We start from the raw sequence: 26,330 nt of genomic DNA, 5'->3' as shown, positions 1-26,330 counted from the left end.
TTACCACAATTAAAAGGAGATTGCATAAACCATGAGCGAAACGATCAACGAGCAAGAGTTATTGGAATATATCGCGGCGAAAGTGAAAGTGGATATCGGCACAATCAAGCTTGTTCTGGGGCACGCGCAGCAGTTTATCGACAGCGCTCAAGAGGATGCCAAAGGCGAAGTGGATATCGACAGCGATGAATTGGTGGATTACATCTTGAGCCGCCGCGACGTCAAGTTGGACGAGCTGACGATCGAAACGATTTTGGACCTGGAGATGGATTATTTGATGGAAAAAGGCGTTGCCGGTTACGTGGATTAATCGCCGGTCCCAGCAAAGCAAGCCCCTCTGCGCCAAGATGGCGGGAGGGGCTGTTTCATTTGCAGCGGCTGTTGCCGGCGCCTTGGCGGTTTCTGGCGAGTTCGAAGCTGGAGTTGTTGTAGTAGCGCTTGGCGCATTCAAAGGCCAGCCAAACCGCTGCGTCCTTCACCATCCGCCGCGTTTCTTCGCATTCGTTTTCAATTTCCTTGGCGGATTGCTGTTCGAACGTGTCGCCGATATATTGGCGGATCGAGGCGAGCCATTCCAAATAAGGCGAATAGTCGTATAAGTAATCGTCCGCCAGCGCTTCCCCGCTTGTGGCAATCCGTGAAGCTTCATCGCCAGTAATTTGATACGTCTCGACGAGAAAATCTTTGATCCCGTCCAAAATGCACGATAATTCCGACTCGGTCACCAAATCGTGCAAGGCCATATCATCACTCCCCGGAAATAATGACAGCAGCCCCGGATTACGCCAAACAAAACAACACAGTGACAATTACACTAAAGTCATAACCGCAGTAAGCTTCTGTATGCTAAAATAATAGCAAACAATCGAATCCCGAAGTCATATTGGATTGCTCAAAAATGTCACTGTATTGCGCTTTTTAGACGACCGCTGAGGAGCTGGCAATCGATGAAAATGGCTTATTTCAATTTGCATCAGAATCCGATTCACATCAAATACCGGGATTATTCCATCGGCGACTACGACGGGTTCTATCATTATCATCAAGGCATCGAGCTTTTGATTGTCCATCAAGGCAAGGGGCATGTCGTAATCAACAGTAAGCTGCAGCCGCTCGAATCGGGCACGGCGCTGTGCATCCAACCTTACCAACTGCATAGAGTGCACTTTGAAGTTAGCGAACATTCGCCTTACGAGCGGACTGTCGTGACGTTTGAGCCGACCGCGCTTGTTCCGTTTGTCAACATGTTTCCCGCCGCGCACCGGTTTTTCGAACGTCTGTGGAGAGGCGGCATGTCCAGCCAAAGTGTCCGGATGGGAGACAGCGAGCCTTATATTAACGCGATGCTTGCTCATTATCACAACAGCTTATCGTTGGGCAGAGGCAAGGAGTTGTTTGAGAACGCCTCATTGATGGTTGTTCAACTGCTGGATGTGCTGGGGATGCTGCTCAGCAGCCAATCCGGACCGGCAGCCGCGGTGAGGAGCGCAAGGCACTCCGAGACGATTATGCATTATCTGGAGCAGCGTTACGCGGAACCGTTTGATCTGGGCAAGCTGGCAGAGGAACTTCATTTGTCCCGCCACCATATCTCTCATCTGTTCCGGGAGGAAACCGGCAGCAGCATCTCCGATTATTTAATCGCCCGCCGCATTCGGCAGGCTTGTTATTTGCTGAGTACCGATACGCTGCCGATCGAGCATGTCGGAGCGCGTGTCGGGATCGCCAACTTTTCTTATTTTTGCCGGCTGTTTAAGAAGGTGACCGGCTTTACGCCGAAGCAATTCCGCGATCACGCCTTGGTGCCGCCGATTTATTCATAAACGGAGCGATTTGTCGCCGGATATTCAAATCTTTTGCGATTTTCCGGAAGGAATCGGGCGGCAAGTCTAGTAATTAAATAGTGGTGTTTTATTTTAAAAAAGTTGGAAAGAGGGTGAGGAACGATGAAAAAATGGATCGCCTGCCTGACTGTTGCGCTGCTGCTGATCTTAAGCGGCTGTCAAACGTTGGACGGGATCAACATGAACCAAGCGATGAAAAACTCGCTTACGGCGACCTCCGGCGAAAGTACACGTACGATTGCAATCACTTTGCTTCCTGACGATAAAGTGGAATTAAGCGGAGAAACGAAGAAATGGGCGGATCTGCTGGGGGCCTTTAAACTGACGCTCAGCGAGGTGAAAACCCAGGACATGCAGCATATGTCCTTTAAGGGCGAGCTGGCGTTTGCAAAAGGGAATATTCCGTTTATGGTAAACGCCTCCGGTACGGATATCATGATTCAGACGGAAGGATCAAAGAAACCTATCGTCATCCGTTATGCCGGGGATAAAGCGAAGGGTGAGCAGTTGTCCGGCCAATTGACGAATTTCAGCAATCAGCTGATGGTGTCATTGGCTCAAAATATGCCGAATCCGTCCCGTTTTATAACGAAGTCGGTGAATTTACCGATTCATGATGAAATGTTGACGTTGAAAAATGTGCACGCCGAATTAAACGGAGCGGAATTGACGACGTGGGTCAAAGGATTACTGGCCAATTTGTCCGATGATGATTCGACCAAAAGTTTGATCGGACAGCTGTACGACATATTCGCCGGCTCTCAGGACTCTAATCTTTTATCGGATGCACTGGGTATCGACGTGCCGTTTCTTGACAATAAATCGTTTGTCGTCGGTCTGGTTATGGGTTTCTTGAACAGCAAAAATACGGTAGACGAGTTTTTGTCCACAGACAAAGGCAAGAAGGTGAGCCCGCTGCTGAACAACAAGCAGTCCCTTGCCGCGGATATTTACATCGACAGCAACAATCTGATCCGCAAATCGGCTTATGAGCTTAAGCTAGAGCTGCCTCCGGAGGAATGGGAAGGATTGGCTGGGGTCAAGGTAACGATGAATTCGGAAATGTGGAATATAAACAAACCGGTGGAGATGGAGAAAGTCGATCTGTTCAAAACCGGGATTGCGGAGTTTACCGGCGCGATCAACCCGTCCAAGCTGTTAGCTTCGTTTGATCCGAAATCGCTCGCTTACAAGGTGCTGAAGGAAGATTTCAGAATCACCAACAAAGATATCCGGCTGGTGATGGATAACTCAGGCAGAAACGCCGCTGCTCCGTACAACAAAAACGGCACGGTTTTTGTACCCGCGCGTTTCGTATCGGAACAGCTTGACGCCGACGTGGATTGGGATGAAGCGACCAAGCAGGTGAAAATCAACGATGAACTGCGCGGCGTCAAAATCATTATGACCATCGGCAATCAGACGGCTTCGGTCAACGGGGTTTTTAAGAAATTGGAAAGCGCGCCCGAATTGACAAACGGCTTGACGTTTGTGCCGGTCCGTTTTATTGCCGAGCAGCTTGGCGGCATCGTTGGCTGGGATCAGGACACGGGTACGGTTGTTATTGTGAGAGACTAGGAAACGTAAGCCGGACGCGCTCCTCTCTGGAATCGCTGAATCGGCACAAAGGCCTGGGCACACCGCAAGGTGAGCTCAGGCCTTTGTTAACGATAAACAATTTATGTTTTCAGCAGAGCTGAACAAATTTTTTATCACAAGAATAAACTTCCGCTTACTCGCGGTCGCTCATCCTTGAAGGGACTTCGATAGAAGTTTTTGTTATATCGTCCTGCGGAGCCGGAATCGGTGGCGGCTGCCGGTTGGGCAGCCTTCCGGCCTTGGCTGCGGCTTCGCGAAGCAAAAATTCGATATGTGCGTTTACGCTGCGGAATTCATCGGCAGACCAACGCTCCAATATTTCATACAGCTTCGGATCGAGCCGCAGCGGAAAGTTCTTTTTCTGAGCCATGACCGGAAGCTATAGAGACGGTCTGTTAGTACAGACTGCTCGTGTTAATTACAGGGTTAGCCGAACGGTCCGATACAATCGCCACCAGCAGATTGTTAATCATCGCGGCTTTACGTTCTTCATCCAATTCGATAATGCCATCCCTTTGCAGTTGGGCAATCGCAAGCTGCACCATGCCGACAGCGCCCTCTACGATTCGTTGGCGCGCGGCGACGATCGCATCGGCCTGCTGGCGCTGCAGCATCGCACTGGCAATTTCCGTGGAATACGCCAAGTGGGTCAGCCTTGCTTCCACCACTTCAACGCCCGCTACGGCAAGGCGTTCCTGCAGCTCGCGGCTCAGCTCCATGCCGACTTCTTCGGAATTGCCGCGCAGCGAATAACCGGTGTCACCGAACACATCGTATGCGTATTTGCTGGCTACGTGACGAAGCGCGGTTTCGCTTTGAATTTTGACGAACTGCTCGTATTGGTCGACATCAAACATCGCTTTGGCGGTGTCCACCACACGGAATACGACAACGGTGGCGATTTCAATCGGACTGCCTTCCACGTCGTTGACCTTCAGCTTGGAGCTGTCGAAGTTGCGGACGCGCAGCGATACCTTCTTGTGAATCGCCAGAGGAATGGTCAGCCACATTCCGCTTTGGCTGATCGTCCCGACATAACTGCCGAAAAAGAGAATCACCTTCGCTTCATTCGGCTGCACAATCGTGATCGAGCTGACAAGCAGGGCGGCAATAATGATAATGGCGACTCCCAGGACAACCAATCCGTAAGACATAAGAATGAATCCGATTAAGGCCCACAACAGCAGGCCCAGTATACCGACGTAACCGTTCATCTTCCAAGCATTGCGTTCTTTCATCGCGTTCATCTCCTTAACATTTTTTGCGCCAGTAAAACTGGCTTTGCAAGCAGTAGCTTCAGATGTTGAAATTGAATTAATATTGTATTGATATTTATATGATATCACTTTTTCAAAATACTGTAAATGGATGATGTTGGTTTTTGCCGCCCGATGTCGACATCGCGTTATAATAGCCCTATAATAAAGATGGCAACTATTACCGCAATTATGGGGGTTGATGGCCATCTATTACGCTTTGTCCTTTTTGATATCTTTCCTGATTGTGTATTTATTGATACCGCCTTTGGGCAAACTGGCCTTCCGGTTGGACTTTGTGGACAAGCCCCGTAAAGACGTCGAGCGCAAAATCCATAGAGACCCTATTCCGCTTACGGCGGGTTTTGCGATTTTCGCCGGATTTGCCGCTACATACTTGGTATTCTCCAGCCATATGTCAGGCCAAATGTTTGCGATTCTCGGAGGTTCGCTGCTGCTCCTGTTTATCGGGACCGTAGACGATTGGTACAAAACGCAAGGAAAAGACTTCCCCGCTTTACCGAAGTTCATCGTGCAGCTGTCCGCGGCGGTGATCGTTTATTTCTCCGGCATTACGTTTGACGGCTTCTATAATCCGTTCAGCGGCGAATTCGTCGGGCTGCCGGTATGGCTGCAATTCATCCTGACGATCATGTGGATCTTCGGGGTCACTACCGTCATTAATTTCTCCGACGGGATGGACGGTCTGGCCGGAGGCTTGTCGTCGATATCGGCCGTCACGTTGTTTATAGTGGCTATCGTTAAAGGCCAAAGCGAATCGGCGTTAATGGCGATTATTCTGGTCGGTGTGTCGGCAGCGTATCTGCGCTACAACAAGCCGCCCGCCAAAGTGTTTATGGGCGACGCGGGCGCGACGTTTCTCGGCTTTATACTCGGCGTTATTGCCCTTGACGGGGCGTTTAAACAGGCGACGGTGCTGTCGTTGTTCATTCCGATTTTGGCGCTGGGCGTACCGATTTTCGACAATGTGTTTGTGGTTGCCAGACGGTTTCTGCAAGGCAAGCCAATTTATCAAGCGGACGCGAGTCAAGCCCATTACCGGCTGCTGAGAGCCGGGCTGAAGCCAAAGCAAGTGGTTGCTTTCTTGTATTTAATCAGCGTTTGCTTCAGCTTGTCTTCGATTATTTTATTGCTGCTTAACGTGTAGCGCCCGTTATAATTGCAATAGATTGACAATTACGGGGCATGCTATATAGTAAGAATACATCCCGGCATTGACGGGAAATTCATGGAATCATAAAATAACCATTATCCAAAACTAAAATAAAGGCGGTGCATATCATTATGGAACAAGTGAAAACCGAAGACGTTTTTAACGCCAAAATTGCCGGGCCTGAGCTGACCATTGCGGTGTTTAAGACGACATGGTGCAAGGATTGCCATTTTATGAATCCGTTTATGCCGGACGTGGAGAAGCAGTATGCGGACCGTCTCCGTTTTATCGAGATTGATCGCGACGAGATGCCGGACTTATGCGAGCAGTTGAACATTCTGGGCATTCCGAGTTTCATCGCGTTTCGGGAAGGCAAGGAACTGGTTCGTTTCGTGAGCAAGCTGCGCAAAACACGCGAAGAAATCGAGCAGTTTTTGGACCGCGCTGTAGAAGTGGCAGGCGCGCTGAAATAATTGATGTTTGCAAGCCGGGATAACGGACAGCCTTCGGGCCGTCCGTTTTGAACATTCAGGGGGACGTTGGGCGGGGCAAGGGCATTGGGGGAGCACGTGCCGTCATATTGTAACAATTGCGCGTGGAATTGGCTGTCTATTAGGCTATAATTAAGGGTGTTGAAAGGTTTTCAGCGAATGATCAGGAAGAAGGTACTGAACGTGAATAAGACAACCTCCAATAAACTTAATTCCCTCATAAAACCGACCGCCTTTGTGAATATGATCTTTATGTTTCTTGTCCTCCTGATGGGAGCGCTTGTGACCAAGACGGAATCGGGCCGGGGCTGCGGCGACGATTGGCCCTTATGCAACGGCAAATTTGTGCCTGCCTACACCATCGAATCGATGATAGAATACAGCCACCGTTTTGTGGCGGGACTTGCCGGCATGCTGATGCTGGCCGTATTTGTGCTCGTTTTTTTGACGAATGCGCGTAAAGAAGTCAAATGGTATGCGTCCGGCGGGTTGTTTTTTACAATCCTGCAAGCGATTCTTGGCGCCATGGCGGTTGTTTGGCCTCAATCTTCGCCGGTGCTTGCGCTTCATTTCGGATTTTCGCTGCTGGCCTTTTCGCTTACGCTGCTGCTTGCTTTAGCGTATACGAAGTCAGGCTCGTCCAGTCAGAAGACGGTCATGTCGAGCGGTCTGCGGATGGGCATTTGGCTAACAACGCTGTATTGTTACGGAGTCGTATACTTAGGCGCTTTTGTCAGACATACCAAATCGTCCGGCGGGTGTCTGGGCTGGCCGTTGTGCAACGGGCAGGTGATCCCCGAACTGAGCGGAGAAACCGGAATCGTGTTTGCGCACAGGCTTGCGGCAATCGGCATGCTGATCTTGGTTATTTTGCTGCTGGCCACCGTTTCCAAAACATACAAGCGGACGGATTCCGTTTATAAATGGAGCCAATGGTCATTGATTTTTGTTGTGCTGCAAATTTTGAGCGGCGCTTTGGTTACTTACACGATGGGGTATGATTCGTATTTGCTTGCCAGCTTATTGCATACGCTGCTTGTTTCCTGCTTGTTCGGCATGTTGAGTTATTTGACCGTGCTGGCGATTAGGGCAAAGCAAACGGAGGTAGCCGGCGTTCGCGCCGCCGAGAGGAGCTAAAGCATGACCCATCCGGATTTGCGCTCTTTTTTGGAATTGTTAAAGCAAGAACACGAATTGCAGGTCGTATCGGCCCCTGTTGACCCTAACCTGGAACTAGCGGAAATTCATCGGCGGGTTATCGGCGAGCAGGGGCCCTCTTTGCTTTTTACCAATGTCAAGGGCAGCAAATTTCCGGTTGTCGCCAATTTATTCGGGACAAGCCGCAGGGTGGATCTTGCTTTCGGAGCACGTCCGGAGCAGTTGGTGCGCCAGATGGTCGAAGCGATGAATACACTCATACCGCCGACGCCAAAAGCTTTGTGGAACGAGCGCAATATGCTGATGGACTTGCTTAAGGCGGGAACAAAGCAGGTGCCGCAGCCGGCCGCTCCGGTCCTGCAAGTATGCAATACTTCGGCTCCGCTCCGCGGTATGCCTAATCTGGTCAGCCGGCAAGAGGACGGCGGACCGTTTGTTACGTTGCCTCTTGTGTATACGGAACATCCGGATACCGGTCGTCACCATCTCGGCATGCACCGCATGCAGGTGTTTGACGAGCGGACTGCCGGGATGCATTGGCAGCTGCATAAGGGCGGCGGCTTCCGCTATGACGAAGCCGCGCGGCGCAATACGGCGCTGCCTGTTACGGTTTTTTTGGGCGGACCGCCCGCATTGACCGCTTCAGCTGTCGCCTCGGTTCCCGAGCACTTGCCGAAGCTGCTGTTAGCCTCGCTGCTGCTTGGCTCCAAGCTGCCGCTCGCCGACAATCCCAACGGCGGCCATAGACTTGTGGCCGAAGCGGAATTCGCTATTTGCGGCAGTGTACAGCCATCGTTGCGCCATCCCGAAAGATCGTTTGGGGATCGTTATGGCTCCTTTCTCTCTCATGATTTCCCTGTGTTTCAAATCGACTGCGTCTGGCACCGCAAAGATGCGATCTATCCGGCAGCTATCGTCGGGGAGCCGAAACAGGAGAATGATTATCTCAGCGAATTTCTGCAGCGCTTGCTGTCTCCGGCGGTACCGCTTGTTATGCCCGGCGTCAAAAGTTTATGGACTTATACGGAAACCGGATTTCACGCGCTTGCCGCGGCCGCGGTTAGGGAAAGCTATCAAGGAGAGGCGCTGACGTTGGCTTTTCGCATATTGGGCGAAAGCCAGCTGACGCAGACGAAGTTCCTGATGCTGACCGATCAACCGGTCGATCTGGAACATTTTCCGCAGCTGTTGGAAACGGTGCTGGAGAGGTTCGATCCGGCGAAGGATTTGATTATTTTCAACAATACGCCGCAGGATACGCCCGATCATACGGGAAGCAGGCCGAACCACGGCAGCAAGGCGGTGCTGCTTGGCCTGGGCGCTCCTATACGCCATCTGCTGACTCAATATAGCGGGGGGCAGCTGCCGGGAATTACGAACGTGGTGGTATACTCCCGCGGCTGCCTTATGGTTCAAGGCGCTTCATACGAGAAGGACCCCGGTTTGGCCGAACGGCTGCTGGAGGGGACCGGAACCAAGTTGTCCCCGTGGCCGCTTGTTGTTCTCGTTGATGACGCCGCTGCGGCTGTACAAAACCAAACTTCATTTTTGCGGACCGTATTTACCCGCTTTCATCCTGCGGCTGACATGTATTCCAATGCAAAAGTGCGCCGGCACCATATAACCTACGAAATTCCGCTGATTGTCGATGCCCGCATGAAACCGGGTGATCCGGACGAGTTGTTTCCGCGGGAGGATATTGTCAGGCTGGTAGACCGGCGATGGAACGAATATTTTGCCTGATGCTTAAAGAGGTAGTTCAAAAAGACGTCTTTTGAACACGCACTTAAAAGGAGGCATGCATGTTACGACAACTATTCGGAGAAACGCGTCGGCAAGACGTCGGCTTGATGCATGACGCCAATCATGCGATCGAATCGTATTTAGCGAGGCTGGGGAAACAACCTAAGAACCGTAAAACGGTCGATAAAGAACGCCGTCTTGAGCTGTGGAGCAGAGGGTTTATTCGCGCGCTGGACGAGCTGGAGCAAAGCGTGTATTGCGCACGGCGCTGCGGAGCTAATGTAAATAAGCAATATGTTGAGGATATGTCCGAAGAGGAACAAGACGACTACCATCGCCATATTTATTTTTATAAAAATGCCTTTATTCGTTTGTTTTCGATCCTCGACAAAATCGGTTATTTCATGAACGAAGCGTTTGATCTGAAAACAGAGCAGGTCAAGCTGAGGTTTTCTTATTTCACCGTTTTGCGCACGATGCATCAGAGAGGCATTGAAACGGAGCTGGAGCAATGTTTGTACGACATGAAGGTGAAGTACAAACCCGAGCTGGAGCGGCTGCGCAACCAGCGCAACATGGAAATTCATATGCTGAACGCCGATTTGCTCGACGATTTGCTGAATGCCAAGGAAATGCTCGCACCACGGGAAGAAAAAACACACGTTGAGAACATTAGCGGCAATATGGACGATCTGACGATTTCCTTCGAGATGACCTGCCGTGCGCTGATCTGTCTATATGACCATATGCTGAAACGAAGCGGCGGGAGGAAACGGACATGACGCAGCAGCGCAAGGTTGCTCTGATAACGGGAAGCGCCAAAGGTTTGGGTAAAATGACGGCTCTTACTTTAGCCGAGGCGGGCTGCGACATTGTGATTAATTACGTGTCCAGCGAGCAGGAGGCTGTGCAGCTGCGCAGCCGCATAGAAGGGCTCGGAGCCGAGTGTTTGGCAGTGCAGGCCGATGTAACGAAGCCGGAGCAGTTGGAGCATATGGTCAGCTGTATTCAACGCCGTTTCGGGCGGTTGGATATACTGGTCAACAACGCAGGACCTTTTATAAGGGAACGCCGGCGTTTTGCCGATTATACCCCTGAAGAGATTGAATATTTGCTTCGCGGCAACCTGATTGGCGTGATGCAGCTGGATCATATGGCATTGCCTTTGATGCGGGAAAACAAATGGGGCAGAATTATTCACTTCGGGTTCGGCCGGGCAGCGGAAGCTAGAGGTTGGCCCCACCGCGCCGTATATGCCGCAGCCAAGGTCGGGCTCGTTTCTTTTACGAAAACGCTTGCCGAAGAAGAAGCCGAATACGGCATTACCGTAAACATGATGTGTCCTGGCGATATTCGCGGCGATAACAAGGAGAAGCTGATCTCCGAGGTGGAAGGCATTACGGACGACGAGTCGCCGCGCGGCCGCCCGGGCACCGGGGAAGATATCGCAAGAGTGATCGCTTTCTTGTGCGGGGAGCAGTCGGATTTTATCACCGGCAATATCATCGACATATCCGGAGGGTTCGACCCGATCCGGCCGATTAAATCGTGGAAATAACCCGCCTAACTATATACAAAAAGCCCCGCTATGCCGTTAGGCGAAGCGGGGCCATCTTTTATTAAAAATTAGAATACTTGGACGACCTCGGACACGCCTTCGACTTCTTCAAGCAAAGCGCGTTCGATGCCTGCTTTCAGTGTGATCGTGGAGCTGGGGCAGCTGCCGCAAGCGCCCATCAACTTCAGCTTGACGATGCCGTCTTCCACGTCAACGAGTTCGACGTCGCCGCCGTCGCGTTGCAGGAACGGACGCAGTTTATCCAATACATCCTGGACCTCATCATATATAGCGGTACCTTGTGCATTTTCACTCATTTGATTCATCTCCCTTCTCCTTGTATTATATTACAATAAACACAAAATGAAAATGGTTAGTAAGGTGGACGAGCAACCGATGAGACCGATCATAGAATTTTGCACTAATAATATGCATCATGGAACCAACCGCGTCATGGAGGCGCTCGAAAGCAATCCCGATTACGACGTAATCGAATACGGCTGTTTGGGCAACTGCGGCGAATGCTTCTCCAATCCGTATGCGCTGGTTAACGGCGAAATTATATCCGCGCAAACAGCTGACGAGCTGCATAATCATATTATGGCCAAAATTAAAGAAATCGAAGATCTGCTCAAGTTATTTGACGATTAAAAAGTAATTCGGGCGGAGATCATCCGAAATGGTTCTTCGATTTCCATAACACGCCGCTTTTCAGCGCGCGAGGCACTTTCCCTGTCATTACCGTGCTTTTGCCCATAAAACCAAAACCCGCTTTTTTGCCAAGCGAACCTAATACCCCTTTGAGCTTGATTTGACCAAGCCGAGGGGTTTCATTTTTCCATACGGCTTTAAGCACTTCGACGACTTGTTTCCCTTGGGCTTGGGCCGCTTGAGCGCTTGGCGAGAAAGGCAGACTTGCGCAGTCGCCGACAACATACACTTCCGGATGCGACGGCAGCTGATGATAGTTGTTGATCGTCAGCCGGCCTTGCGTATCCTTGGGCAAGTCGAACTGCTGGACAATCGGATTCGGCTGAATGCCGGCCGTCCAAACCGTCACGTCGGTCAAAATCTGCTCATCCTGGTTGTGCAATATATTGCCCTCCAGCCTGCAAAGCGAAACGTGGGAGCGCATCTCGATCTCATGATCCATCATCCACTCGCGAACATACTGCTGCAGCTTACCGGGGAACGCCGATAAAATGCTCGGTCCTCTATCCAATATGCGGATGTTCAAATCAGGGCGAGCTTCGCGTAGTTCCGCGGCCATCTCCACACCGCTGAGCCCGCCGCCCACAATGGTAATTTGACCGTATGGGGAGACGTTATTGACCTTCTGATAGGTCGAGCGGGTGGAGGCCATCGTTTGAATGCTGCAGGAATATTCGGCGGCACCCGGCAAGCCGTGGTACTTGTCCACACACCCAAGTGAAATAACCATGTAATCGTAAGTGAGCGGCTGATCGTTTTCAAACCTAATTGTTTTGGTGTCCAGATCGACCCCGGTGACTTCCCCGAACTTTAAAATCAGCCTGGGATCGATCGGATATTGCACACGCACTTCCGTCTCCGGCACAGTTCCCGCCGCCAAAGCATAATATTCGGTCTTCAAGCCTTGGAAAGGCATCCGGTCGACCATCACCATCAGCACATCGTGCGGAAGTCCTCTTTCAAGCAAGTTGGTTGCAATTTGGTAACCCCCATAACCCCCGCCTAAAATGACCAGCTTCTTCATGATAGCAATCCTTTCTCTTTCTATGCTGTAGACTAGTATACTTTAAGCTCGTTATAGAACGTATCGCGTTCGACAGGGATACGGCCCGCACCTTTCACCAGGAATACCAATTCATCGCGTGTCAGGCCTTCCGGAGACAATGCGCCCGCCGCATGGCTGATACGTTCCTTGACGATCGTGCCGTGAACGTCCGAAGCCCCGTAGGTCAAGGCAATTTGCGTAATTTGCGTGCCCAAATTGATGAAGTAAGCTTTTATATGTTGAATATTGTCAAGCATGAGTCTGCTGATCGCGATGGTTTTCAAATCGTCAAACGCGGATACCCGGCGTTTGATCCCTGCGCTGACGCTGGCCGGTTGTACGGCATTAGGGATGAACACAAGGAAACCGTCCGTATCGTCTTGAATTTCGCGCAAATAAATCATGTGCTGAATGCGTTCCTCCATCGTTTCGATGGATCCGTACAACATCGTGGCATGTGTTTTCATGCCAAGGCTGTGAGCGGTACGCTGCACCTCCAGCCATTGTTCCGTAGTTGCTTTGCCGACGCCCATCTTCTGACGGTAACGTTCGGACAAAATTTCCGCTCCGCCCCCGGTAAGCGTGCTGAGCCCCGCATCCACCAAAGTTTGCAGCACTTCTTTATAGCTTAACCCGCTAATGCGCGAAAAAAACTCAATTTCCGCCGCGGTGTGCGCTTTAATCGACATATGCGGATAACGTTGCTTCAGAGCGCGTACATAACCGAGGTAATAGTCAAAGGAGACATGCGTATTATGGCCGCCCGTAATATGGAATTCCTGCATGCCCGGTTGAAGGTGCTCATCAATATATTCGAACATTTGCTCCGGCGTCAGCGTAAACGCGCCTTCTTCGCCTTCGTCCCGGCGATAATGGCAGAATGCGCAATGCGCTTCGCAAACGTTTGTGAAATAAAGGCTCATATTTTCAATAAAATACACTTTTTTGCCGTTTTTGCGCAGGTTTACTTTGTTGGCGAGCTGGCCAATCGTCAATAGATCGTCGGATCCGTACAAAAACACGCCGTCCTCTTTGGACAAACGCTCTCCATGCTCAACCTTCTCAGCAATTTCCGCCATCCGGCGGTCGGTCTCGTTTAATATAATGCTCATAAAGCCACCTCCAAATGAATTGATAAAACGAATGTACAACTTCTGAGAAATATCACGCCGTTCCGCCCGATTCTCCTGTAACCATACCGGTCTTTATGAGTTCGCAGCCGGACGGTTCACCGCAATAAACCGGCAGTCTGAAAAGAACTCGCTTGTACCGTGGTATCCATGAATCGTGCGATGTTATTCACAAGCTGTGAAACCTTGCACAAAGTCCCGCGTAAGAAAACGCCGTGCCGCCGTGGCAGCACTTTGGTGCGGTTTTGCAAGAAAAGCAACATACTGTAAAACCCGAGAGAATCGGAAGCTTTTCTTATTATAAACCTCCAAATGGGACGCGGCAACACATACGTTTGATAAAAATAGACCGGCAGTAGAAAATCGTCAAAGTTTGCTGGAATTTCATAAAATTTTTGCTAAAAATGTATTTTCTTCTGGAATACATTCGGGTATACTATTGTATTGGAAATGATAAGTTTAAAGGTGGTGCAGGTGTTGGTTTTGGCGGTATCCCCCGATTCACGGACGGCGCTTTCCATTGAGATAGAAATTGTCCGCAAGCAAATGAATTTGCTCGGAGAACAGCTTGGCTTTCTGCATCCGGACGTACAAGCTTGCAGCAAGAAGCTCGACAAGCTTCTGCTTCAGTATTATGAGCTTAGATAATCACATAACGTTAAGACGCCCTTGAGGTATGCGGTGGAACGGAGTATACTGCATATAGAAGGGCTTTTTTTCTTAAGAGATATAAATTCAAACGTTCTTATCTCGCCATAAGGGAGGAATACAATATGATTACTATTAGTGAAGCAGCTAATCATAAAATAAAAGAAGTGATCGCCGCGGAGGAGACGCCCAATCTGTTTTTGCGTCTTGGCGTCAAGGGCGGCGGGTGCAGCGGTTTGTCATACAGCATGGGCTTTGATGACGTAGAGCAGGATAACGATCTGACGTTTGAAACCGATGGCTTAAAGGTCGTTGTGGACAAAGAAAGCGCACTGGTGCTGAACGGCGTTGAAATCGACTTCAAAGATACAGGCATGGGCGGCGGGTTTACTATTCATAATCCGAATGCCATCGCCACATGCGGCTGCGGCAGCTCGTTCCGCACGGCGAAAACCCAGGAAGCCGACGCTCAGAAGTGTGACGATGAGCCGGCTCAAGTGTAACCCCATCGAAGTAAAATAACGAATTCCCGGATGGTGCATGGATGACATGTGCTGGCCGGGAATTTTTGTGTGAGCAAAAAAGGATTAATTTCAATTTATTGACAATACAAAAAGAAAAGTACTAATATAAGGGTTAGATGGGGGTTACAATTTCCGACGATTGATACAGCATCAATTGCTTTGGAAAGGAGTTGAGAGTCAGAAGGCAGCTTTTAAAGATGTTTTTGAAAACGCTTACTATTGTGGATACAACTTTGCACTGCTCCAGGGTCGGTATTAACAAATCTCATTTGTGACTAGGAGGGCTTTTCGGATGATAAACAATATGTTTTCGAAAAAACGTTCGGTTGGATGGGGTGCTTCCGCATTGCTTGGCATGACGGCATTGTTGGCGGCACTTGGCGTACATCAGCAGCAGGCTTTGGCTGCTTCAACGACATGCAGCACGGCTTCTTGTCTGACCTCGGCATTATCAAGCGCCGCCGCGGGCGATGTCATCACTTTAGCCGACGGGGTGACGTTCTCCGGCCATTTCACCGCCAGCGCCAACGGGACGGCGGCCAACCCGATTACCATTCAGTCCAATGCCGCGAATAAGGCGATTCTTGATGCAGGAGGCACCGGCAGCAACTATACGCTGTACATCACCGGCGATTATTGGGTGGTCAAAAACGTGAAAATCACCAATGCCAAAAAAGGCATCATGCTGGACCACTCTAACCATACGATGATCGACGGCGCTGAGGTGTATAACATCGGGGAAGAGGCGGTCCATTTTCGCGACGGCAGCTCGTATAATACGATCCAAAATTCATATATCCACGATGCCGGAACCGTCAATCCGGAGTATGGGGAAGGCGTCTATATCGGCTCCGATTACGGCAAATGGAGCACTTATGCGAAAGAAACCGATTATAATGTGGTGAAGAACAATACAATCGGTCCAAACGTGAGAGCTGAATCGATCGACATCAAAGAAGGTTCGACCGGAGCGGTCATTGAGGGCAACACGTTTAACGGCACCGGCATCAGCGGCGCCAATTCGGCGGACAGCTTTATGGATGTGAAAGGAAACAACAACATCATCCGCAACAACATCGGTTACCGCAACGGCAATGCACAAATCAACGACGCTTTCCAAACGAATGAACGCCAGCCGGGCTGGGGTTACGACAACGATTTTTACGGCAACACCGTTTATATGGATATTGCTGCCGGATACGTCGTTAACGTGAAAGCGGGTTCGGCTAAAGTATGCGGCAATACGCGCAATCCCGTCAGCGCCTCCGCCATGTATACGGGAGCGGTTACTGCTTATACGAGCTGCGGAGGCGGCGATACGGCGGCTCCCAGCATCCCTGCCGGGCTTTCCGCCGTGGCGGTATCCGGCAGTCAGATCAACTTGAGCTGGACCGCCTCCACCGACAATGTGGGTGTGACCGGCTACGATATTTACAGGGGCGGCAGTTTTTTGAAAAATGTAACCGGCACCTCGGCAAGCGATACGGGATTATCGCCAAGCACCACTTACAGCTACACGGTTAGAGCCAAAGATGCGGCAGGCAACGCATCGGCGGCCAGCGCTGCCGCGTCCGCCACGACGTTGGCGGGTACAGGCGCCTCCAACGCCAAGTTCAGCATTGCCGGGAGCAACGTGACGGCAAGCACCTCCGATACCAACGTGCCGGCCAATGCGGTAGACGGCAACCTGAGCACGCGCTGGTCGGGCGAAGGGGATGGGGCGTGGCTCAAGCTGGATCTGGGAGCCGCTAAAACCGTCGCTTTTGTCAAAATCGCCTTTTATGACGGCGCCTCGCGTACGTTCACTTTCGACATCCAGACTTCGCCGGACAATACGAACTGGACAACGCAGGGGGCAGGCCTTCACAACGCCGCGAATAATACGCTGCAAACCTTCGATTTTGCCGATTTGTCGGCACGTTATGTGCGCATTGTCGGTCATGGCAACACGGGCAATAACTGGAACAGTTTAACCGAAGTTGAAGTTTGGGGGCAATAAGCCGGATGTGCAGCGCAAGTCCCGTTCCGAGTTGATAGAACTGCAAAGATGTTCCGCGGAAAATTGTATGCGAATCCCTGCGGTACTTGTGCAAGCGTATGAATTTCGATATGCTAAATGCGAATCTATGCGTGGTCGGACTTACGTGAAAAAGCATGCGTACAAGCGGGGTAATCATGACAAAAAAAACAATTCGCAAAGGCTTTCAGGATAGAATCAAAGCGATGATCCATTCGCTGCGCGACGGCATCGTCTCCGGTCAGCTGTCCGTCGGAACGTATCTGCCTTCGGAAGACGACTTGGAGAAGCGGTTTCAACTCGGCAACAACTCGGTCCGCAGAGGGTTGGAGGCGCTTGTTGAGGAGGGGCTTATCGAAAAAATCCCGCGCGTCGGTAACAAGGTGAAGATGCTGCCGGAGCAGATGAAACTTACCGTACGGTTCGGGTATTGCAGCGAGCTGACCGAAAGTACGATCATCGATTCCATAGTCGAGCGGTTCCACTCGCAATATCCGCAAATCGCCATTCAATTGGTGGCGCTTCCTTTATACGGTTATGGCGGTGCGCTTATGCAGTATATGGAAGCCGGTATGCTGGATGTCGTCATGATGAGCAATACCAATTATCAGGATTTTGTGGAGGCGGAGTGCACGGAGCTATTTGAGCCGCTGGATGCCGCTGATGTTTGCCATCCGTTTTTAACTAAGCCGTTTACCGTGAACGGGCGGCTGCTTGTTCAGCCTTTTATTTATTCGCCCGTTATCCTTTGCTATAACAAGGCCCATTTCAGAGAAAAGCTGCTGCCCGAGCCGGACGGCAGCTGGACCTGGGACGATTTATTTGAGGCAGGCAAAAGGCTGGCGGTACAAGAAAGAAGATTCGGCTTTTATTTCTATTTGCCGTCGCGCAACCGCTGGCCTGTATTTATGCTGCAGAGCGGCGCGGCTGTAAAACCGGACGGGAGCGGGAGATATCGTTTGCGTGAGAGCGCGGTGCTGGAAGGGTTGGAGCTGTGCCGGAAGATGCTGGCCGATGCCGACGTGTTCCCGAGGATGCTGTCCGAAAGCGATGCGGATGCTGAAGCCTTATTCAAGGAGGAGAAAGTGTCGGTCATTATGACGACTTATTATTTTTTGAACGAGCTGAAGCGTTCTTCTCTGCTGTTTGAAGTGGCTCCATTGCCGCGGTTGAACAACTCCAAAACGCCGCTGGTCATTACAGGGCTAGCGGTCAACAGCAGATCGGCGCACAAGGAGGCGGCAAAGAGACTCTTGCAATTTCTGGCTTCTTACGAGATTCAGCTGATGCTGCGGAAAAGCACTTACTACCTCCCGGCACACCGCCTGGTTGCGGAGACGCAGGAGGAAGAGCTTGATTACCGCCCGGCGCGGTTTATGATGTACAGGGAGATCGCTTCGACCTACAGCATGATTAACGAGATCGGTTTAAGCAACAGGCAGCTCAAGCTCATTCAAAGAGAAGTGATGTTGTTTCTGTCGAACGTGTATGACCAGGAGCGGTTTTGCCGCCGCTTGGAGCAATTATTAAACGAGCCGGTCACGCAAGCGGGGAATGCAACCTAGCGGTTTTCGGGTTATGAAAAAATAAGCCAAAGCGGCTGAGCGGATATGATATCTGCACAGTCGTTTTTTTGTTCACATATCGGATTCCGATCATTTTTTTTTATCACTAACAAGCAAGGCAAGGGTGTGCATAACTTTATCCACACTATTCACCCCGAAAACAGACAGTTTTTGACACATATTAACAAGTTGCACACAGGATGTCCACAAAAAGCTGTGGATATCGGAACGCTTGTTCTACTATAATGACCATGCTAATATAATAGTAAATTTCCAATGATTAGGAGCTGGCCATATGAGAATGATCAGCAATGAAGTATTGATAGATTCCTATTTTAAAGCTATAGATTTAAAGCTGGAGGACGAATTCATCAAGCTGCTGATGGATGAAATCATACGGCGCCAACTTAAAGTCAGCTTCGACCAATCGAAAGCGCAGGTCAGCTAAGCGCGAAAAAAAAGTACCCCATGCGCTTGTGCAGGAATACTTTTTTTAAGGCGCAATGTCTTATTTGAACTTCATGTTGCTGCTGTGGCCTGGGGATAACTTTGCAGTTGGATCGATGTATACTTTTGCGTTGTTGATCGCTGTTGGAGCTTCGCCGAAGCCGACGGCAATCAGTTTGAGCTTGCCCGGATAAGTGCTGATATCTCCGGCGGCAAATATGCCCGGAATGCTTGTCTCCATACGGGAGTCTACAAGAATCGATCCGTTGTCGATATCAAGTCCCCATTCAGCGATAGGTCCAAGCGAAGATACGAAGCCAAAATTGATAATGACCGCGTCAACCGCAATCTCTTCCGTTTCGCCGGATTTGATGTCGCTGAGCGTCACTTTCTCAATCGTTTGGTCGCCATGCAGCTTCGTAATTTCTTTTGGCGTCATGACGCGAACTTTCGAATTCATCAAGTTTTCCACACTGTGTTCATGCGCGCGGAATTTATCGCGGCGATGCACAAGGATAACCTCTTCGGCGATCGGTTCGAGCATAAGTGCCCAATCGACTGCGGAATCGCCGCCGCCGGAAATGATGACGCGTTGGCCTTGGAAACGGTTTAAGTCGTTTACAAAGTAATGCAGGTTCTTTTTCTCATATTGAGCCGCTTCCGGAAGTTCAAGTTTTCTAGGCTCAAATGCGCCTACTCCTCCGGTAATAATAACCGCTTTGGAATAATGCACGCCTTGATCCGTAGTAATCTCGAAAAGCCGTTCTTCCTTTTTGACGACATTAAGCACTTTTTCTTCGAGGCAAATTTGCAGCTCGGGGAAAAGTTTCATCTGATTTTCTAAGTTGTTAACAAGCTCCTGTGCCGTAACCTTCGGAAAACCCGCTACGTCGTAAATGTATTTCTCCGGATACAACGCTGCAAGCTGTCCGCCCAATTGCGGCATGCTCTCGATTAATTTGACCGACGCTTGGCGCATACCACCGTAAAAAGCGGCAAACATTCCTGCCGGCCCCCCGCCAACAATCACCACATCAACTAACTCTTGTGACACTATTTAGCACCTCCGCACCCATCCGTATAATCTTTGTTATCTCCCGAAACGACTTCGATAGACTATACTATTATAAACGTTAGTAACTAACGATGAAAGTATGGTGTTCCGTTTTTTCATGACTATTTTTATATATGAAGCTGATAAATAAATTATATTGCTTAAGATGTGTCGGAATTTCAACAAAATGGAAGGCGAGTCTTGCATTTAACGTCTAGTGTGGTTAAAATGGATATTTTTTAATCAAAATAATACTTGCCATTTCGGGCTTTGCATTGTATTATTTTTTTTGAATTGGTTAAATATGTTGTCGAAATCTGCACTGCGGTTAATATTAGAGATAGAGGATACACTTAGGGATAGGAAACGTTATCTTTCGAATTCGCTTGTGTAATTTTTCACAATATGTTGCCTAAAAAAGAGACGTGATGGAAGGGATAACTCATGAGTCGAATACCGAGAATAGTCATTTTGGGAGCAGGTTATGGCGGCATTGTAACGGCTATTCGCTTGCAAAAGGAACTGAACTACAACGAAGCCGACGTGACGCTTGTCAATAAGCACGATTATCATTATATCACCACCCATCTTCATATGCCGGCTGCGGGAACGGACAATCCGGAAAACGCCCGTGTCAACATTTTGAAGCTGATTGACGAGTTCAAAGTCGATTTTGTCAAATCGACGGTTGTTCAAATTAGGCTGCAGGAGAAAAAGGTTATTTTAGAGGAAGGCAGCTTGTCCTACGATTATTTGGTCGTGGGCCTTGGCGGCGAACCGGAAACGTTCGGCATTCCCGGCTTGAAGGAATATGCCTTGAATATCCGCAGCATCAACAGCGTTCGCTTTATCCGCGAGCACATCGAATATCAGTTTGCCAAGTTCAAACGGGAGCCGCACCGCACCGATTATTTGACGTTTGTTGTGGGCGGAGCCGGATTCACGGGGATTGAATTCGTCGGGGAATTGGCCGACCGGATCCCGGAATTGTGCAAAGAATTCGACGTGGACGCTTCGCTTGTGAAAATTTACAATATCGAAGCGGCTCCAACCGCGCTGCCGGGTTTTGATCCGGAGCTGGTCGAATATGCAATGAATGTACTGACCAATAAAGGCGTTACTTTCAAAATTGCCACAGCGATTAAGGAATGTACACCGGAGGGCGTATCGCTGGCCACCGGAGAAGAAATCAAAGCGGCGACTGTGATTTGGACCGGGGGCGTGCGCGGCAACCATTTGCTGGAGGATGCAGGCTTCGAAACGATGCGCGGCCGCATTAAGGTGGATGAGTTCCTGAAAGCGCCGGGTCACGATAACATCTACATTTTGGGCGATTGCTCCATCGTCATGTCTCCGGAAGGCAGACCGTATCCGCCGACGGCACAAATCTCGATGCAGCAAGCCGATGTATGCTCGCACAACCTTGTAGCGTCCATCCGCGGTACGGCGCTTAAGAAATTCGAGTACCTGCCTAAAGGCACCGTTGCCTCTCTTGGACGGGGCGAAGCGATCGGTATCGTAGGTTCCCGCAAAATAAAAGGCGGCGCCGCTTCAGTCATGAAAAAAATCATTGATCTTCGCTATTTGTACATTATCGGCGGCATTCCGCTTGTCGTCAGAAAAGGCCGGTTCTAGACGTGAGACACTGCAGCGTTCAAGTTCGAGGGTTGCTGACACGTGAAGAGTTGGACCGGTATAATGCGCTGATCGATGTGGGGCATTATCTGGAAGAGCAGCAGCGTTACGACCTTGCTCACACGGTGCAGAAGGAAATCGATATTCTCATTCTCCCGGCAATAGAAAGGCTCAAGGAAAAGAGCCGTCAACGGGACCGCGAGACGGATGAATATTTGGCCCGCAAAGCCGAAATGGAGCGCCAGCTTGCTGCTTTGAAACAGGAAGACGAGGACGACGAATAAGCATATCTCGGTAACAATAAAACCCGCGCCACCATGGCGCGGGTTCATTTTGCATATTTTACAATGCCAGCATATTGGCGATCTTGCTTTCGTCCAGCAGATTGCCGACGTAGAAATCGCCAAACTCTCCAAAGCGGGCGCTGACTTCATCAAAGCGCATTTCATAAACAAGCTTCTTGAATTGCAGCGCATCTTCGGCAAACAGCGTAACGCCCCATTCCCAGTCGTCGAGGCCGACGGAACCGGTGATGATCTGCTTCACTTTGCCGGCGTATTGACGGCCGATCATGCCGTGGCTGCGCATCATCGTTTTACGCTCGTCGATGCTGAGCATGTACCAATTGTCGGCGCCGTCGCGTTTTTTGTTCATCGGATAAAAGCAAACGTGTTTTGCCTTCGGCAAGATAGGTTTGAGACGCGCCAAAAGGTCAGGGTCCTCCATCGGGTCGACGCCCGGCTTCGCCAAGTAGCTGCTCAGCTCGACGATGGACACGTAAGAGTATGTAGGTACGGTGACTTGGGCAAGAATGGACTTGTTGAACTGTGTTTCCACTTCGTTTAACTCTTCCAGCGTCTCGCGCAGGTGCATGAACATGAAATCGGCTTTTTGCCCGACAATACTGTAAAATGCCGTGCTGCCGGTTTTATTTTCCTCGGCTTGCTTGTATTGGTGCAGCAAACTTAACAACTCGTCCTGCGCAGCGTTGCGCTCTTTGGCGCTCAGCGCTCTCCAGGCGTTCCAGTCGATAGCGCGGAAATCGTGAAGCGCATACCAGCCTTCCAGTGTTTGTGCGGCTTCGCTCATGGTCAACACTCCTTCTATTGCATAGGTTTGATCGCTTGTATCATTGTATCCAATACGCGGAAAAAGGGCAAATGACATGTCTGTGACGGGATATGAGCCGCGCCAGCGGCGATGGCAGCGCTGAATGAGCAGTACGTTTTCACCGGACGTTCACTTTACCGGAGAGCTTATTTTGACTACAATATAGAGAAAGATGTCCGTTTGCCGTAAGAAGGGCGTTCAAGAACAAGACGTCTGATTGTCGTGAACTTTCATAACTAGAAGGGGTTGGACCGTTTGCTGCAATTAATCATCGTTACCGTGCTGTTGTTTGTGCTTTTCTTCGGGCTCGGTTTTATTCTAAACATGCTGATGAAAACAACCTGGTTTCCGATTTACGGTTACATCGCGTTGGTCATTGGGCTGCTTATTTATTGGGGTTCGGAAACGGGCTCGCTGATGCAAAATTTCGCTGAATATTCGGTGGCCGATTACGTGCCGGCAGTAGGCGGGCTGATCGGCGCGGTATTGAGCGGCTCGACGATCAAAGCGCTGCGCACAAAAGGGTTTAAAATGTTTTGAGCCGAAAGGAGCCGGAGGGCTCTTTTTTTGTGCGATTGTAAATGTGCTGGAATGTATTTTCATAGCCATGGAGGGCTTGTTCTGTGTTAAAATGAAGGGTAACTATCTTTATAGATTGGCGGCGAATCATCGCTGCGGATGGAGTAATGTACATATGCGCATGACCAATATGCTTCATTTTACGGAAAACCACCGGTTTCGCACGGTGCGCGCCTTCAGCCTGAGCCCGCTCGATCAGAAGGTGCTCAGCTGTTTGTATCAGCCGATGATTGGCGCCGTTGCGATCGGATTGTACTATACGTTGTTTCATCAGCTCCCGGCAGACCGTGCGGGCACGTCGGCGCTGGAGCATCAGCGCAAGCTTTTCCTTGCTTTGGAGCTGGAGCCCGGTGAGCGCGGACGCAAATTTCTCGCCGAGCAGGCCTCCAAGCTGGAGGCGATCGGGCTGATGCAGACATACCGCAAATATGTACAGGACTTGGACGACTATATATACGAATACGAGCTGCTGGCGCCGCAAGTGCCGGCCGAGTTTTTCAAAAACCAGCATTTGACGCTGCTGCTGCGGGATAAGATCGGGAAACATGCCGTACTTGCGCTGCGGGAAGAAATGCTGCCTGCAGATGTTGCCGAGATCGGCAGCGCGACAGCGGAAAATTTATCCATGCCGTTCTACGAATTGTTCCGTCTTAATACGCAGGTGATCGATCTGGAGCTGGAGCAGGCGCAATACGAAACGGCGGCAAGCCGCCCGGCTGCCGAGCAGCAAGCGCAAGGAATCAACGTCAAGGGCTTCAGCTATGCCGAAATCATTATGAGGTTTCCGAAGGAATCTGTAAACCGCGGCCACGTGGAGCGGCTTAAATTCAATCAGGAGCAGCTGACCAAACTGAATTTTTTCGCCAAAAAATATGGGCTTACTTTAGGGGAAACGTGCCGTTTGCTGGATGAAGACGGAGCTTTTGATGCGGACGGCCAGTTAAGCGAAGATTTCCTGCAGCGTCGCGCCAGCCTTGTGTACCGTCAGGACAAGAAACGTTCCGAGGATCGGGAGCGGCTGCTGGCCCGAATGAACTCAGCTGCCGAGGATGAGCAGTCCAAGACGCCAAGAGCTGTGGAGATGGAGTTTTATTTGGAGGTGCCGGATATTTTCCAAGGGGAATGCAACCAGCACCAGTACAACTATATTTTGCGCAATGAACCTTACACGTATTTGCTGGAAAAAATATTTTCCAAAGGCACGGTTCCGGACGGGCTGCTTGACGTCTTTACGAAAATCGATCTGAATTACGGCTTAAGCGAAGAAGTCATCAACGTGATGATTCATTTTATTTATGTCAACAAGCGGTCGTGGGCCAAATCGTCGCTGGAAAGCACGGCCTCGGATATGCTCGGCAAGCAGGTGCAAACCTTCGAGCAAGCTGTTCATTATGTCCGCGACGCTAACAGGTACAAGGAGAAGCCTCGCGGCGGCAGATTAGGCGGCGCTTCGTCGGCTCCCGGGGCTTCGTCCGGCAAGGGCCGGGTGAACCAGAAGCCGGTCATACCGATTGTGCAGAACCGCGAAGGCGTACGGGAATTGACCAAAGACGAACGCGAACAGATGCAGAGCATTATCCGCAAACTGGGAGGTTCGCTTAAGTTGTAACGCTTGGCGTGAGATTGACGGCCGCAAGCGGCAAGGAAGAGGAGGGGTGCGAACATGGAGTCTTTAGGGGAGATTATGCGCTCGATGCCCAATTCGTCATTGATGAGACGCGCGGAGGAAAAGGTTGTCCAGGTGTTGGCCGATCCGCTGGTCAGGAAGCTGACGGCCAAGTATCCGGGCCTTGACGCATATACGCTGCGCATGAACGTCAATAAGCTGTATCAATACATTACCGAACATAACCAATGCTCCCAATGTCCGGGCCTTGAGAAGTGCCCGAACGACTTTACAGGGCATTATACGATGATTGGCGTGGAGCCTGCGGGGGAATCGCTTGAACTTATCGATTATAAAGTTTCCTGCAAAAAATATGTAGCCAAGCAAGCTCAAGATGCGATTAAAGGGCGCATCCGCAGCTTTTACGTCGATGACCGCGCGCTGAAGCAAGGGTATTCCATCGACGAGATCGTCACCAACGATCCGCAGCGCATGTCTGCGGTGCTGCAGGTCGGCAGCTACATCATGGAGACAACGGAAGCCGGGCTGCAGAATAAGGGGCTTTTTTTATCGGGACCGTTTGGTACGGGAAAGACGTTCCTAATGTGTTACATGTTGTACGAGTTGGCCAAAACCGGCTTAACCGGCGCGATCGTCTATATGCCCGATTTTGCCGAGGATTTAAAAGCGATGTTCCAAGAGCCGCAAAAGCTGAAGGAAACGATCGACGCCTTAAAAGATACCGATCTGCTCGTATTTGACGATCTTGGCGCGGAGAATTTGAATCCTTGGCTGAGGGATCATGTGATGGGGACGATTCTGAATTACCGGATGAACCGCAAACCGACGTTTTTTACATCCAACTACAGCTTGGACGATTTGCAAAAGCATTTCAGTTTCACCAACGGGGACGGCGAGCAGGAATTCAAAGGCCAGCGTATTATGGACCGCATTCGGCCGTTTGTCGATGTCATTGAAGTGCATGGACATAACAAGCGCGGGATGTAGCGGAAACAAGCCGGAGTACGGGCAGAGCCCGGGTACAGGGAGATCATCTTCCCGTATCCGGGTTTTTTGGCATGTAAAAAAAGCCCGCCCCGGCGTTAACGCGCAGGACAGACTTTTTGAGCGGGATGAGTGAAGCGGGTTTATTACTTTACGTAAGCTGCGATGATACCCATAATTACGGCAACCACCAGAAGGACTACAAAAAATACGCCAAAACCGGCGGCAACGTCAAAAGAATCGTTTCTTACTTCCTCATACACGTGAAGTTCCGGACTTTTACGATCGCTCATTGTCTTTCCCCTTTCAAGGATCATATAGAATAGTATACCCAACTCGTTCGAATATTGTAAAGGTAACGTCTGTGACAATTGTGAGAACATTGTCGACGGAGGGGGCAGGGGGAGCGCGCTTTTGATATGAATCCAATT

The 26,330-nt window shown here is 50.3% G+C and carries 29 protein-coding genes; 20 read left to right on the top strand and 9 right to left on the bottom strand.

Annotated features, from left to right (window positions below; genetic code table 11):
• Positions 1-31: 31 nt before the first annotated feature.
• Positions 32-310, top strand: a complete 279-nt coding sequence (locus EYB31_RS29645) for a hypothetical protein (protein WP_131017111.1) — start codon at positions 32-34, stop codon at positions 308-310.
• 55 nt (positions 311-365) lie between these two features.
• On the opposite strand, the gene EYB31_RS29640 is transcribed toward EYB31_RS29645, so the two are convergent.
• Positions 366-743: a hypothetical protein gene (locus EYB31_RS29640; protein WP_131017110.1), complete on the bottom strand. Its 378-nt coding sequence runs from the start codon at positions 741-743 to the stop codon at positions 366-368.
• A 204-nt stretch (positions 744-947) separates the two neighbouring features.
• Here EYB31_RS29640 and EYB31_RS29635 point away from each other — a divergent pair, with 204 nt between their 5' ends.
• Together EYB31_RS29635 and EYB31_RS29630 are read left to right on the top strand one after the other, a co-directional pair.
• Entirely contained in the window at positions 948-1,823 is an 876-nt protein-coding gene (locus tag EYB31_RS29635; RefSeq protein WP_131017109.1) for an AraC family transcriptional regulator, read from the top strand.
• A 123-nt stretch (positions 1,824-1,946) separates the two neighbouring features.
• Entirely contained in the window at positions 1,947-3,422 is a 1,476-nt protein-coding gene (locus EYB31_RS29630) for a copper amine oxidase N-terminal domain-containing protein (protein WP_131017108.1), read from the top strand.
• A 154-nt stretch (positions 3,423-3,576) separates the two neighbouring features.
• Here EYB31_RS29630 and EYB31_RS29625 read toward each other — a convergent pair whose 3' ends face one another.
• Together EYB31_RS29625 and EYB31_RS29620 are read right to left on the bottom strand one after the other, a co-directional pair.
• The gene (locus EYB31_RS29625) at positions 3,577-3,813 is read right to left on the bottom strand and encodes a type II toxin-antitoxin system antitoxin (protein ID WP_131017107.1); all 237 of its coding nucleotides are present in this window, start codon (positions 3,811-3,813) and stop codon (positions 3,577-3,579) included.
• 25 nt (positions 3,814-3,838) lie between these two features.
• Positions 3,839-4,681 carry an SPFH domain-containing protein gene (locus EYB31_RS29620; protein ID WP_131017106.1) on the bottom strand — a complete coding sequence of 281 codons (843 nt, stop codon included), beginning with the start codon at positions 4,679-4,681 and terminating at the stop codon, positions 3,839-3,841.
• Positions 4,682-4,901: 220 nt separating this feature from the next.
• Between EYB31_RS29620 and EYB31_RS29615 the strand changes: the two genes are divergently transcribed.
• The 6 genes from EYB31_RS29615 (at position 4,902) to EYB31_RS29590 (ending at position 10,823) form a co-directional block, all read left to right on the top strand.
• Positions 4,902-5,867 (top strand): MraY family glycosyltransferase, encoded by a 966-nt coding sequence (locus EYB31_RS29615; RefSeq protein WP_170318284.1) that lies wholly within the window; start codon positions 4,902-4,904, stop codon positions 5,865-5,867.
• A gap of 137 nt (positions 5,868-6,004) precedes the next feature.
• Entirely contained in the window at positions 6,005-6,346 is a 342-nt protein-coding gene (locus EYB31_RS29610; protein ID WP_131017104.1) for a thioredoxin family protein, read from the top strand.
• 201 nt (positions 6,347-6,547) lie between these two features.
• A complete protein-coding gene (locus EYB31_RS29605; protein ID WP_338119996.1) occupies positions 6,548-7,501 on the top strand; it encodes a COX15/CtaA family protein in 954 nt (317 codons plus the stop codon).
• Positions 7,502-7,504: 3 nt separating this feature from the next.
• A complete protein-coding gene (locus EYB31_RS29600) occupies positions 7,505-9,265 on the top strand; it encodes a UbiD family decarboxylase (RefSeq protein WP_131017102.1) in 1,761 nt (586 codons plus the stop codon).
• A gap of 59 nt (positions 9,266-9,324) precedes the next feature.
• Positions 9,325-10,047 carry a Cthe_2314 family HEPN domain-containing protein gene (locus EYB31_RS29595; protein WP_131017101.1) on the top strand — a complete coding sequence of 241 codons (723 nt, stop codon included), beginning with the start codon at positions 9,325-9,327 and terminating at the stop codon, positions 10,045-10,047.
• The gene (locus tag EYB31_RS29590) at positions 10,044-10,823 is read left to right on the top strand and encodes an SDR family oxidoreductase (RefSeq protein WP_131017100.1); all 780 of its coding nucleotides are present in this window, start codon (positions 10,044-10,046) and stop codon (positions 10,821-10,823) included. The genes EYB31_RS29595 and EYB31_RS29590 overlap by 4 nt, the downstream gene beginning before the upstream one ends.
• Before the next feature lie 68 nt (positions 10,824-10,891).
• Here EYB31_RS29590 and EYB31_RS29585 read toward each other — a convergent pair whose 3' ends face one another.
• Positions 10,892-11,140, bottom strand: coding sequence for a NifU family protein (locus EYB31_RS29585; RefSeq protein ID WP_131017099.1), 249 nt, complete (start codon positions 11,138-11,140; stop codon positions 10,892-10,894).
• 79 nt (positions 11,141-11,219) lie between these two features.
• Between EYB31_RS29585 and EYB31_RS29580 the strand changes: the two genes are divergently transcribed.
• The gene (locus tag EYB31_RS29580) at positions 11,220-11,474 is read left to right on the top strand and encodes a YuzB family protein (protein WP_131017098.1); all 255 of its coding nucleotides are present in this window, start codon (positions 11,220-11,222) and stop codon (positions 11,472-11,474) included.
• 19 nt (positions 11,475-11,493) lie between these two features.
• Here the strand turns inward: EYB31_RS29580 and EYB31_RS29575 are convergent, their stop codons facing one another.
• Together EYB31_RS29575 and mqnE are read right to left on the bottom strand one after the other, a co-directional pair.
• Positions 11,494-12,558: an NAD(P)/FAD-dependent oxidoreductase gene (locus tag EYB31_RS29575; RefSeq protein ID WP_131017097.1), complete on the bottom strand. Its 1,065-nt coding sequence runs from the start codon at positions 12,556-12,558 to the stop codon at positions 11,494-11,496.
• 32 nt (positions 12,559-12,590) lie between these two features.
• On the bottom strand, positions 12,591-13,691 hold the full coding sequence (mqnE, locus tag EYB31_RS29570) for an aminofutalosine synthase MqnE (protein WP_131017096.1): 1,101 nt from the start codon (positions 13,689-13,691) through the stop codon (positions 12,591-12,593).
• 468 nt (positions 13,692-14,159) lie between these two features.
• Between mqnE and EYB31_RS29565 the strand changes: the two genes are divergently transcribed.
• The 5 genes from EYB31_RS29565 (at position 14,160) to EYB31_RS29545 (ending at position 18,911) form a co-directional block, all read left to right on the top strand.
• Positions 14,160-14,357: an aspartyl-phosphate phosphatase Spo0E family protein gene (locus EYB31_RS29565; RefSeq protein ID WP_131017095.1), complete on the top strand. Its 198-nt coding sequence runs from the start codon at positions 14,160-14,162 to the stop codon at positions 14,355-14,357.
• Positions 14,358-14,482: 125 nt separating this feature from the next.
• Entirely contained in the window at positions 14,483-14,860 is a 378-nt protein-coding gene (locus EYB31_RS29560; RefSeq protein ID WP_131017094.1) for a HesB/IscA family protein, read from the top strand.
• 313 nt (positions 14,861-15,173) lie between these two features.
• Positions 15,174-16,880, top strand: a complete 1,707-nt coding sequence (locus EYB31_RS41030) for a discoidin domain-containing protein (protein ID WP_131017093.1) — start codon at positions 15,174-15,176, stop codon at positions 16,878-16,880.
• A gap of 176 nt (positions 16,881-17,056) precedes the next feature.
• Positions 17,057-18,463 (top strand): extracellular solute-binding protein, encoded by a 1,407-nt coding sequence (locus tag EYB31_RS29550; protein ID WP_165452682.1) that lies wholly within the window; start codon positions 17,057-17,059, stop codon positions 18,461-18,463.
• 295 nt (positions 18,464-18,758) lie between these two features.
• Positions 18,759-18,911, top strand: coding sequence for a sporulation histidine kinase inhibitor Sda (locus EYB31_RS29545; protein WP_131017091.1), 153 nt, complete (start codon positions 18,759-18,761; stop codon positions 18,909-18,911).
• A gap of 60 nt (positions 18,912-18,971) precedes the next feature.
• Here the strand turns inward: EYB31_RS29545 and EYB31_RS29540 are convergent, their stop codons facing one another.
• Positions 18,972-19,964 (bottom strand): NAD(P)/FAD-dependent oxidoreductase, encoded by a 993-nt coding sequence (locus tag EYB31_RS29540; RefSeq protein ID WP_131017090.1) that lies wholly within the window; start codon positions 19,962-19,964, stop codon positions 18,972-18,974.
• Positions 19,965-20,408: 444 nt separating this feature from the next.
• On the opposite strand from EYB31_RS29540, the gene EYB31_RS29535 reads away from it, so the two are divergent.
• Positions 20,409-21,599 (top strand): NAD(P)/FAD-dependent oxidoreductase, encoded by a 1,191-nt coding sequence (locus EYB31_RS29535; protein ID WP_131017089.1) that lies wholly within the window; start codon positions 20,409-20,411, stop codon positions 21,597-21,599.
• Between the two features lie 2 nt (positions 21,600-21,601).
• On the top strand, positions 21,602-21,883 hold the full coding sequence (locus tag EYB31_RS29530; protein ID WP_131017088.1) for a hypothetical protein: 282 nt from the start codon (positions 21,602-21,604) through the stop codon (positions 21,881-21,883).
• Positions 21,884-21,941: 58 nt separating this feature from the next.
• Here the strand turns inward: EYB31_RS29530 and hemQ are convergent, their stop codons facing one another.
• Complete coding sequence (gene hemQ, locus EYB31_RS29525; protein WP_131017087.1) at positions 21,942-22,688, bottom strand: hydrogen peroxide-dependent heme synthase; 747 nt, start codon at positions 22,686-22,688, stop codon at positions 21,942-21,944.
• A gap of 276 nt (positions 22,689-22,964) precedes the next feature.
• Between hemQ and EYB31_RS29520 the strand changes: the two genes are divergently transcribed.
• The 3 genes from EYB31_RS29520 (at position 22,965) to dnaI (ending at position 25,902) form a co-directional block, all read left to right on the top strand.
• Positions 22,965-23,249: a YuiB family protein gene (locus tag EYB31_RS29520; protein ID WP_170318283.1), complete on the top strand. Its 285-nt coding sequence runs from the start codon at positions 22,965-22,967 to the stop codon at positions 23,247-23,249.
• Between the two features lie 154 nt (positions 23,250-23,403).
• A complete protein-coding gene (locus tag EYB31_RS29515; protein WP_131017085.1) occupies positions 23,404-24,897 on the top strand; it encodes a replication initiation and membrane attachment family protein in 1,494 nt (497 codons plus the stop codon).
• A gap of 54 nt (positions 24,898-24,951) precedes the next feature.
• Entirely contained in the window at positions 24,952-25,902 is a 951-nt protein-coding gene (gene dnaI, locus EYB31_RS29510; RefSeq protein WP_131017084.1) for a primosomal protein DnaI, read from the top strand.
• Between the two features lie 143 nt (positions 25,903-26,045).
• Here the strand turns inward: dnaI and EYB31_RS29505 are convergent, their stop codons facing one another.
• Complete coding sequence (locus EYB31_RS29505; RefSeq protein WP_131017083.1) at positions 26,046-26,192, bottom strand: YqzM family protein; 147 nt, start codon at positions 26,190-26,192, stop codon at positions 26,046-26,048.
• Positions 26,193-26,330: the final 138 nt, after the last annotated feature.

Source organism: Paenibacillus thalictri (genome assembly GCF_004307995.1).
GTDB lineage: Bacteria > Bacillota > Bacilli > Paenibacillales > NBRC-103111 > Paenibacillus_AF > Paenibacillus_AF thalictri.
Note: the sequence above shows the minus strand (reverse complement) of the source record. Positions and strands in the feature narration are given on the sequence as shown.

Coding starts and splice junctions, on each gene's coding strand:
- EYB31_RS29590 (WP_131017100.1), top strand. CDS start 10,044: ATGACGCAGCAGCGCAAGGTTGCTCTGATAACGGGAAGCGCCAAAGGT.
- EYB31_RS41030 (WP_131017093.1), top strand. CDS start 15,174: ATGATAAACAATATGTTTTCGAAAAAACGTTCGGTTGGATGGGGTGCT.
- EYB31_RS29635 (WP_131017109.1), top strand. CDS start 948: ATGAAAATGGCTTATTTCAATTTGCATCAGAATCCGATTCACATCAAA.
- EYB31_RS29610 (WP_131017104.1), top strand. CDS start 6,005: ATGGAACAAGTGAAAACCGAAGACGTTTTTAACGCCAAAATTGCCGGG.
- hemQ (WP_131017087.1), bottom strand. CDS start 22,688: ATGAGCGAAGCCGCACAAACACTGGAAGGCTGGTATGCGCTTCACGAT.
- EYB31_RS29585 (WP_131017099.1), bottom strand. CDS start 11,140: ATGAGTGAAAATGCACAAGGTACCGCTATATATGATGAGGTCCAGGAT.
- EYB31_RS29625 (WP_131017107.1), bottom strand. CDS start 3,813: ATGGCTCAGAAAAAGAACTTTCCGCTGCGGCTCGATCCGAAGCTGTAT.
- EYB31_RS29640 (WP_131017110.1), bottom strand. CDS start 743: ATGGCCTTGCACGATTTGGTGACCGAGTCGGAATTATCGTGCATTTTG.
- dnaI (WP_131017084.1), top strand. CDS start 24,952: ATGGAGTCTTTAGGGGAGATTATGCGCTCGATGCCCAATTCGTCATTG.
- EYB31_RS29580 (WP_131017098.1), top strand. CDS start 11,220: ATGAGACCGATCATAGAATTTTGCACTAATAATATGCATCATGGAACC.
- EYB31_RS29620 (WP_131017106.1), bottom strand. CDS start 4,681: ATGAAAGAACGCAATGCTTGGAAGATGAACGGTTACGTCGGTATACTG.
- EYB31_RS29515 (WP_131017085.1), top strand. CDS start 23,404: ATGCGCATGACCAATATGCTTCATTTTACGGAAAACCACCGGTTTCGC.
- EYB31_RS29630 (WP_131017108.1), top strand. CDS start 1,947: ATGAAAAAATGGATCGCCTGCCTGACTGTTGCGCTGCTGCTGATCTTA.
- EYB31_RS29550 (WP_165452682.1), top strand. CDS start 17,057: ATGACAAAAAAAACAATTCGCAAAGGCTTTCAGGATAGAATCAAAGCG.
- EYB31_RS29575 (WP_131017097.1), bottom strand. CDS start 12,558: ATGAAGAAGCTGGTCATTTTAGGCGGGGGTTATGGGGGTTACCAAATT.
- mqnE (WP_131017096.1), bottom strand. CDS start 13,691: ATGAGCATTATATTAAACGAGACCGACCGCCGGATGGCGGAAATTGCT.
- EYB31_RS29615 (WP_170318284.1), top strand. CDS start 4,902: ATGGCCATCTATTACGCTTTGTCCTTTTTGATATCTTTCCTGATTGTG.
- EYB31_RS29535 (WP_131017089.1), top strand. CDS start 20,409: ATGAGTCGAATACCGAGAATAGTCATTTTGGGAGCAGGTTATGGCGGC.
- EYB31_RS29645 (WP_131017111.1), top strand. CDS start 32: ATGAGCGAAACGATCAACGAGCAAGAGTTATTGGAATATATCGCGGCG.
- EYB31_RS29600 (WP_131017102.1), top strand. CDS start 7,505: ATGACCCATCCGGATTTGCGCTCTTTTTTGGAATTGTTAAAGCAAGAA.
- EYB31_RS29560 (WP_131017094.1), top strand. CDS start 14,483: ATGATTACTATTAGTGAAGCAGCTAATCATAAAATAAAAGAAGTGATC.
- EYB31_RS29545 (WP_131017091.1), top strand. CDS start 18,759: ATGAGAATGATCAGCAATGAAGTATTGATAGATTCCTATTTTAAAGCT.
- EYB31_RS29505 (WP_131017083.1), bottom strand. CDS start 26,192: ATGAGCGATCGTAAAAGTCCGGAACTTCACGTGTATGAGGAAGTAAGA.
- EYB31_RS29565 (WP_131017095.1), top strand. CDS start 14,160: ATGATAAGTTTAAAGGTGGTGCAGGTGTTGGTTTTGGCGGTATCCCCC.
- EYB31_RS29595 (WP_131017101.1), top strand. CDS start 9,325: ATGTTACGACAACTATTCGGAGAAACGCGTCGGCAAGACGTCGGCTTG.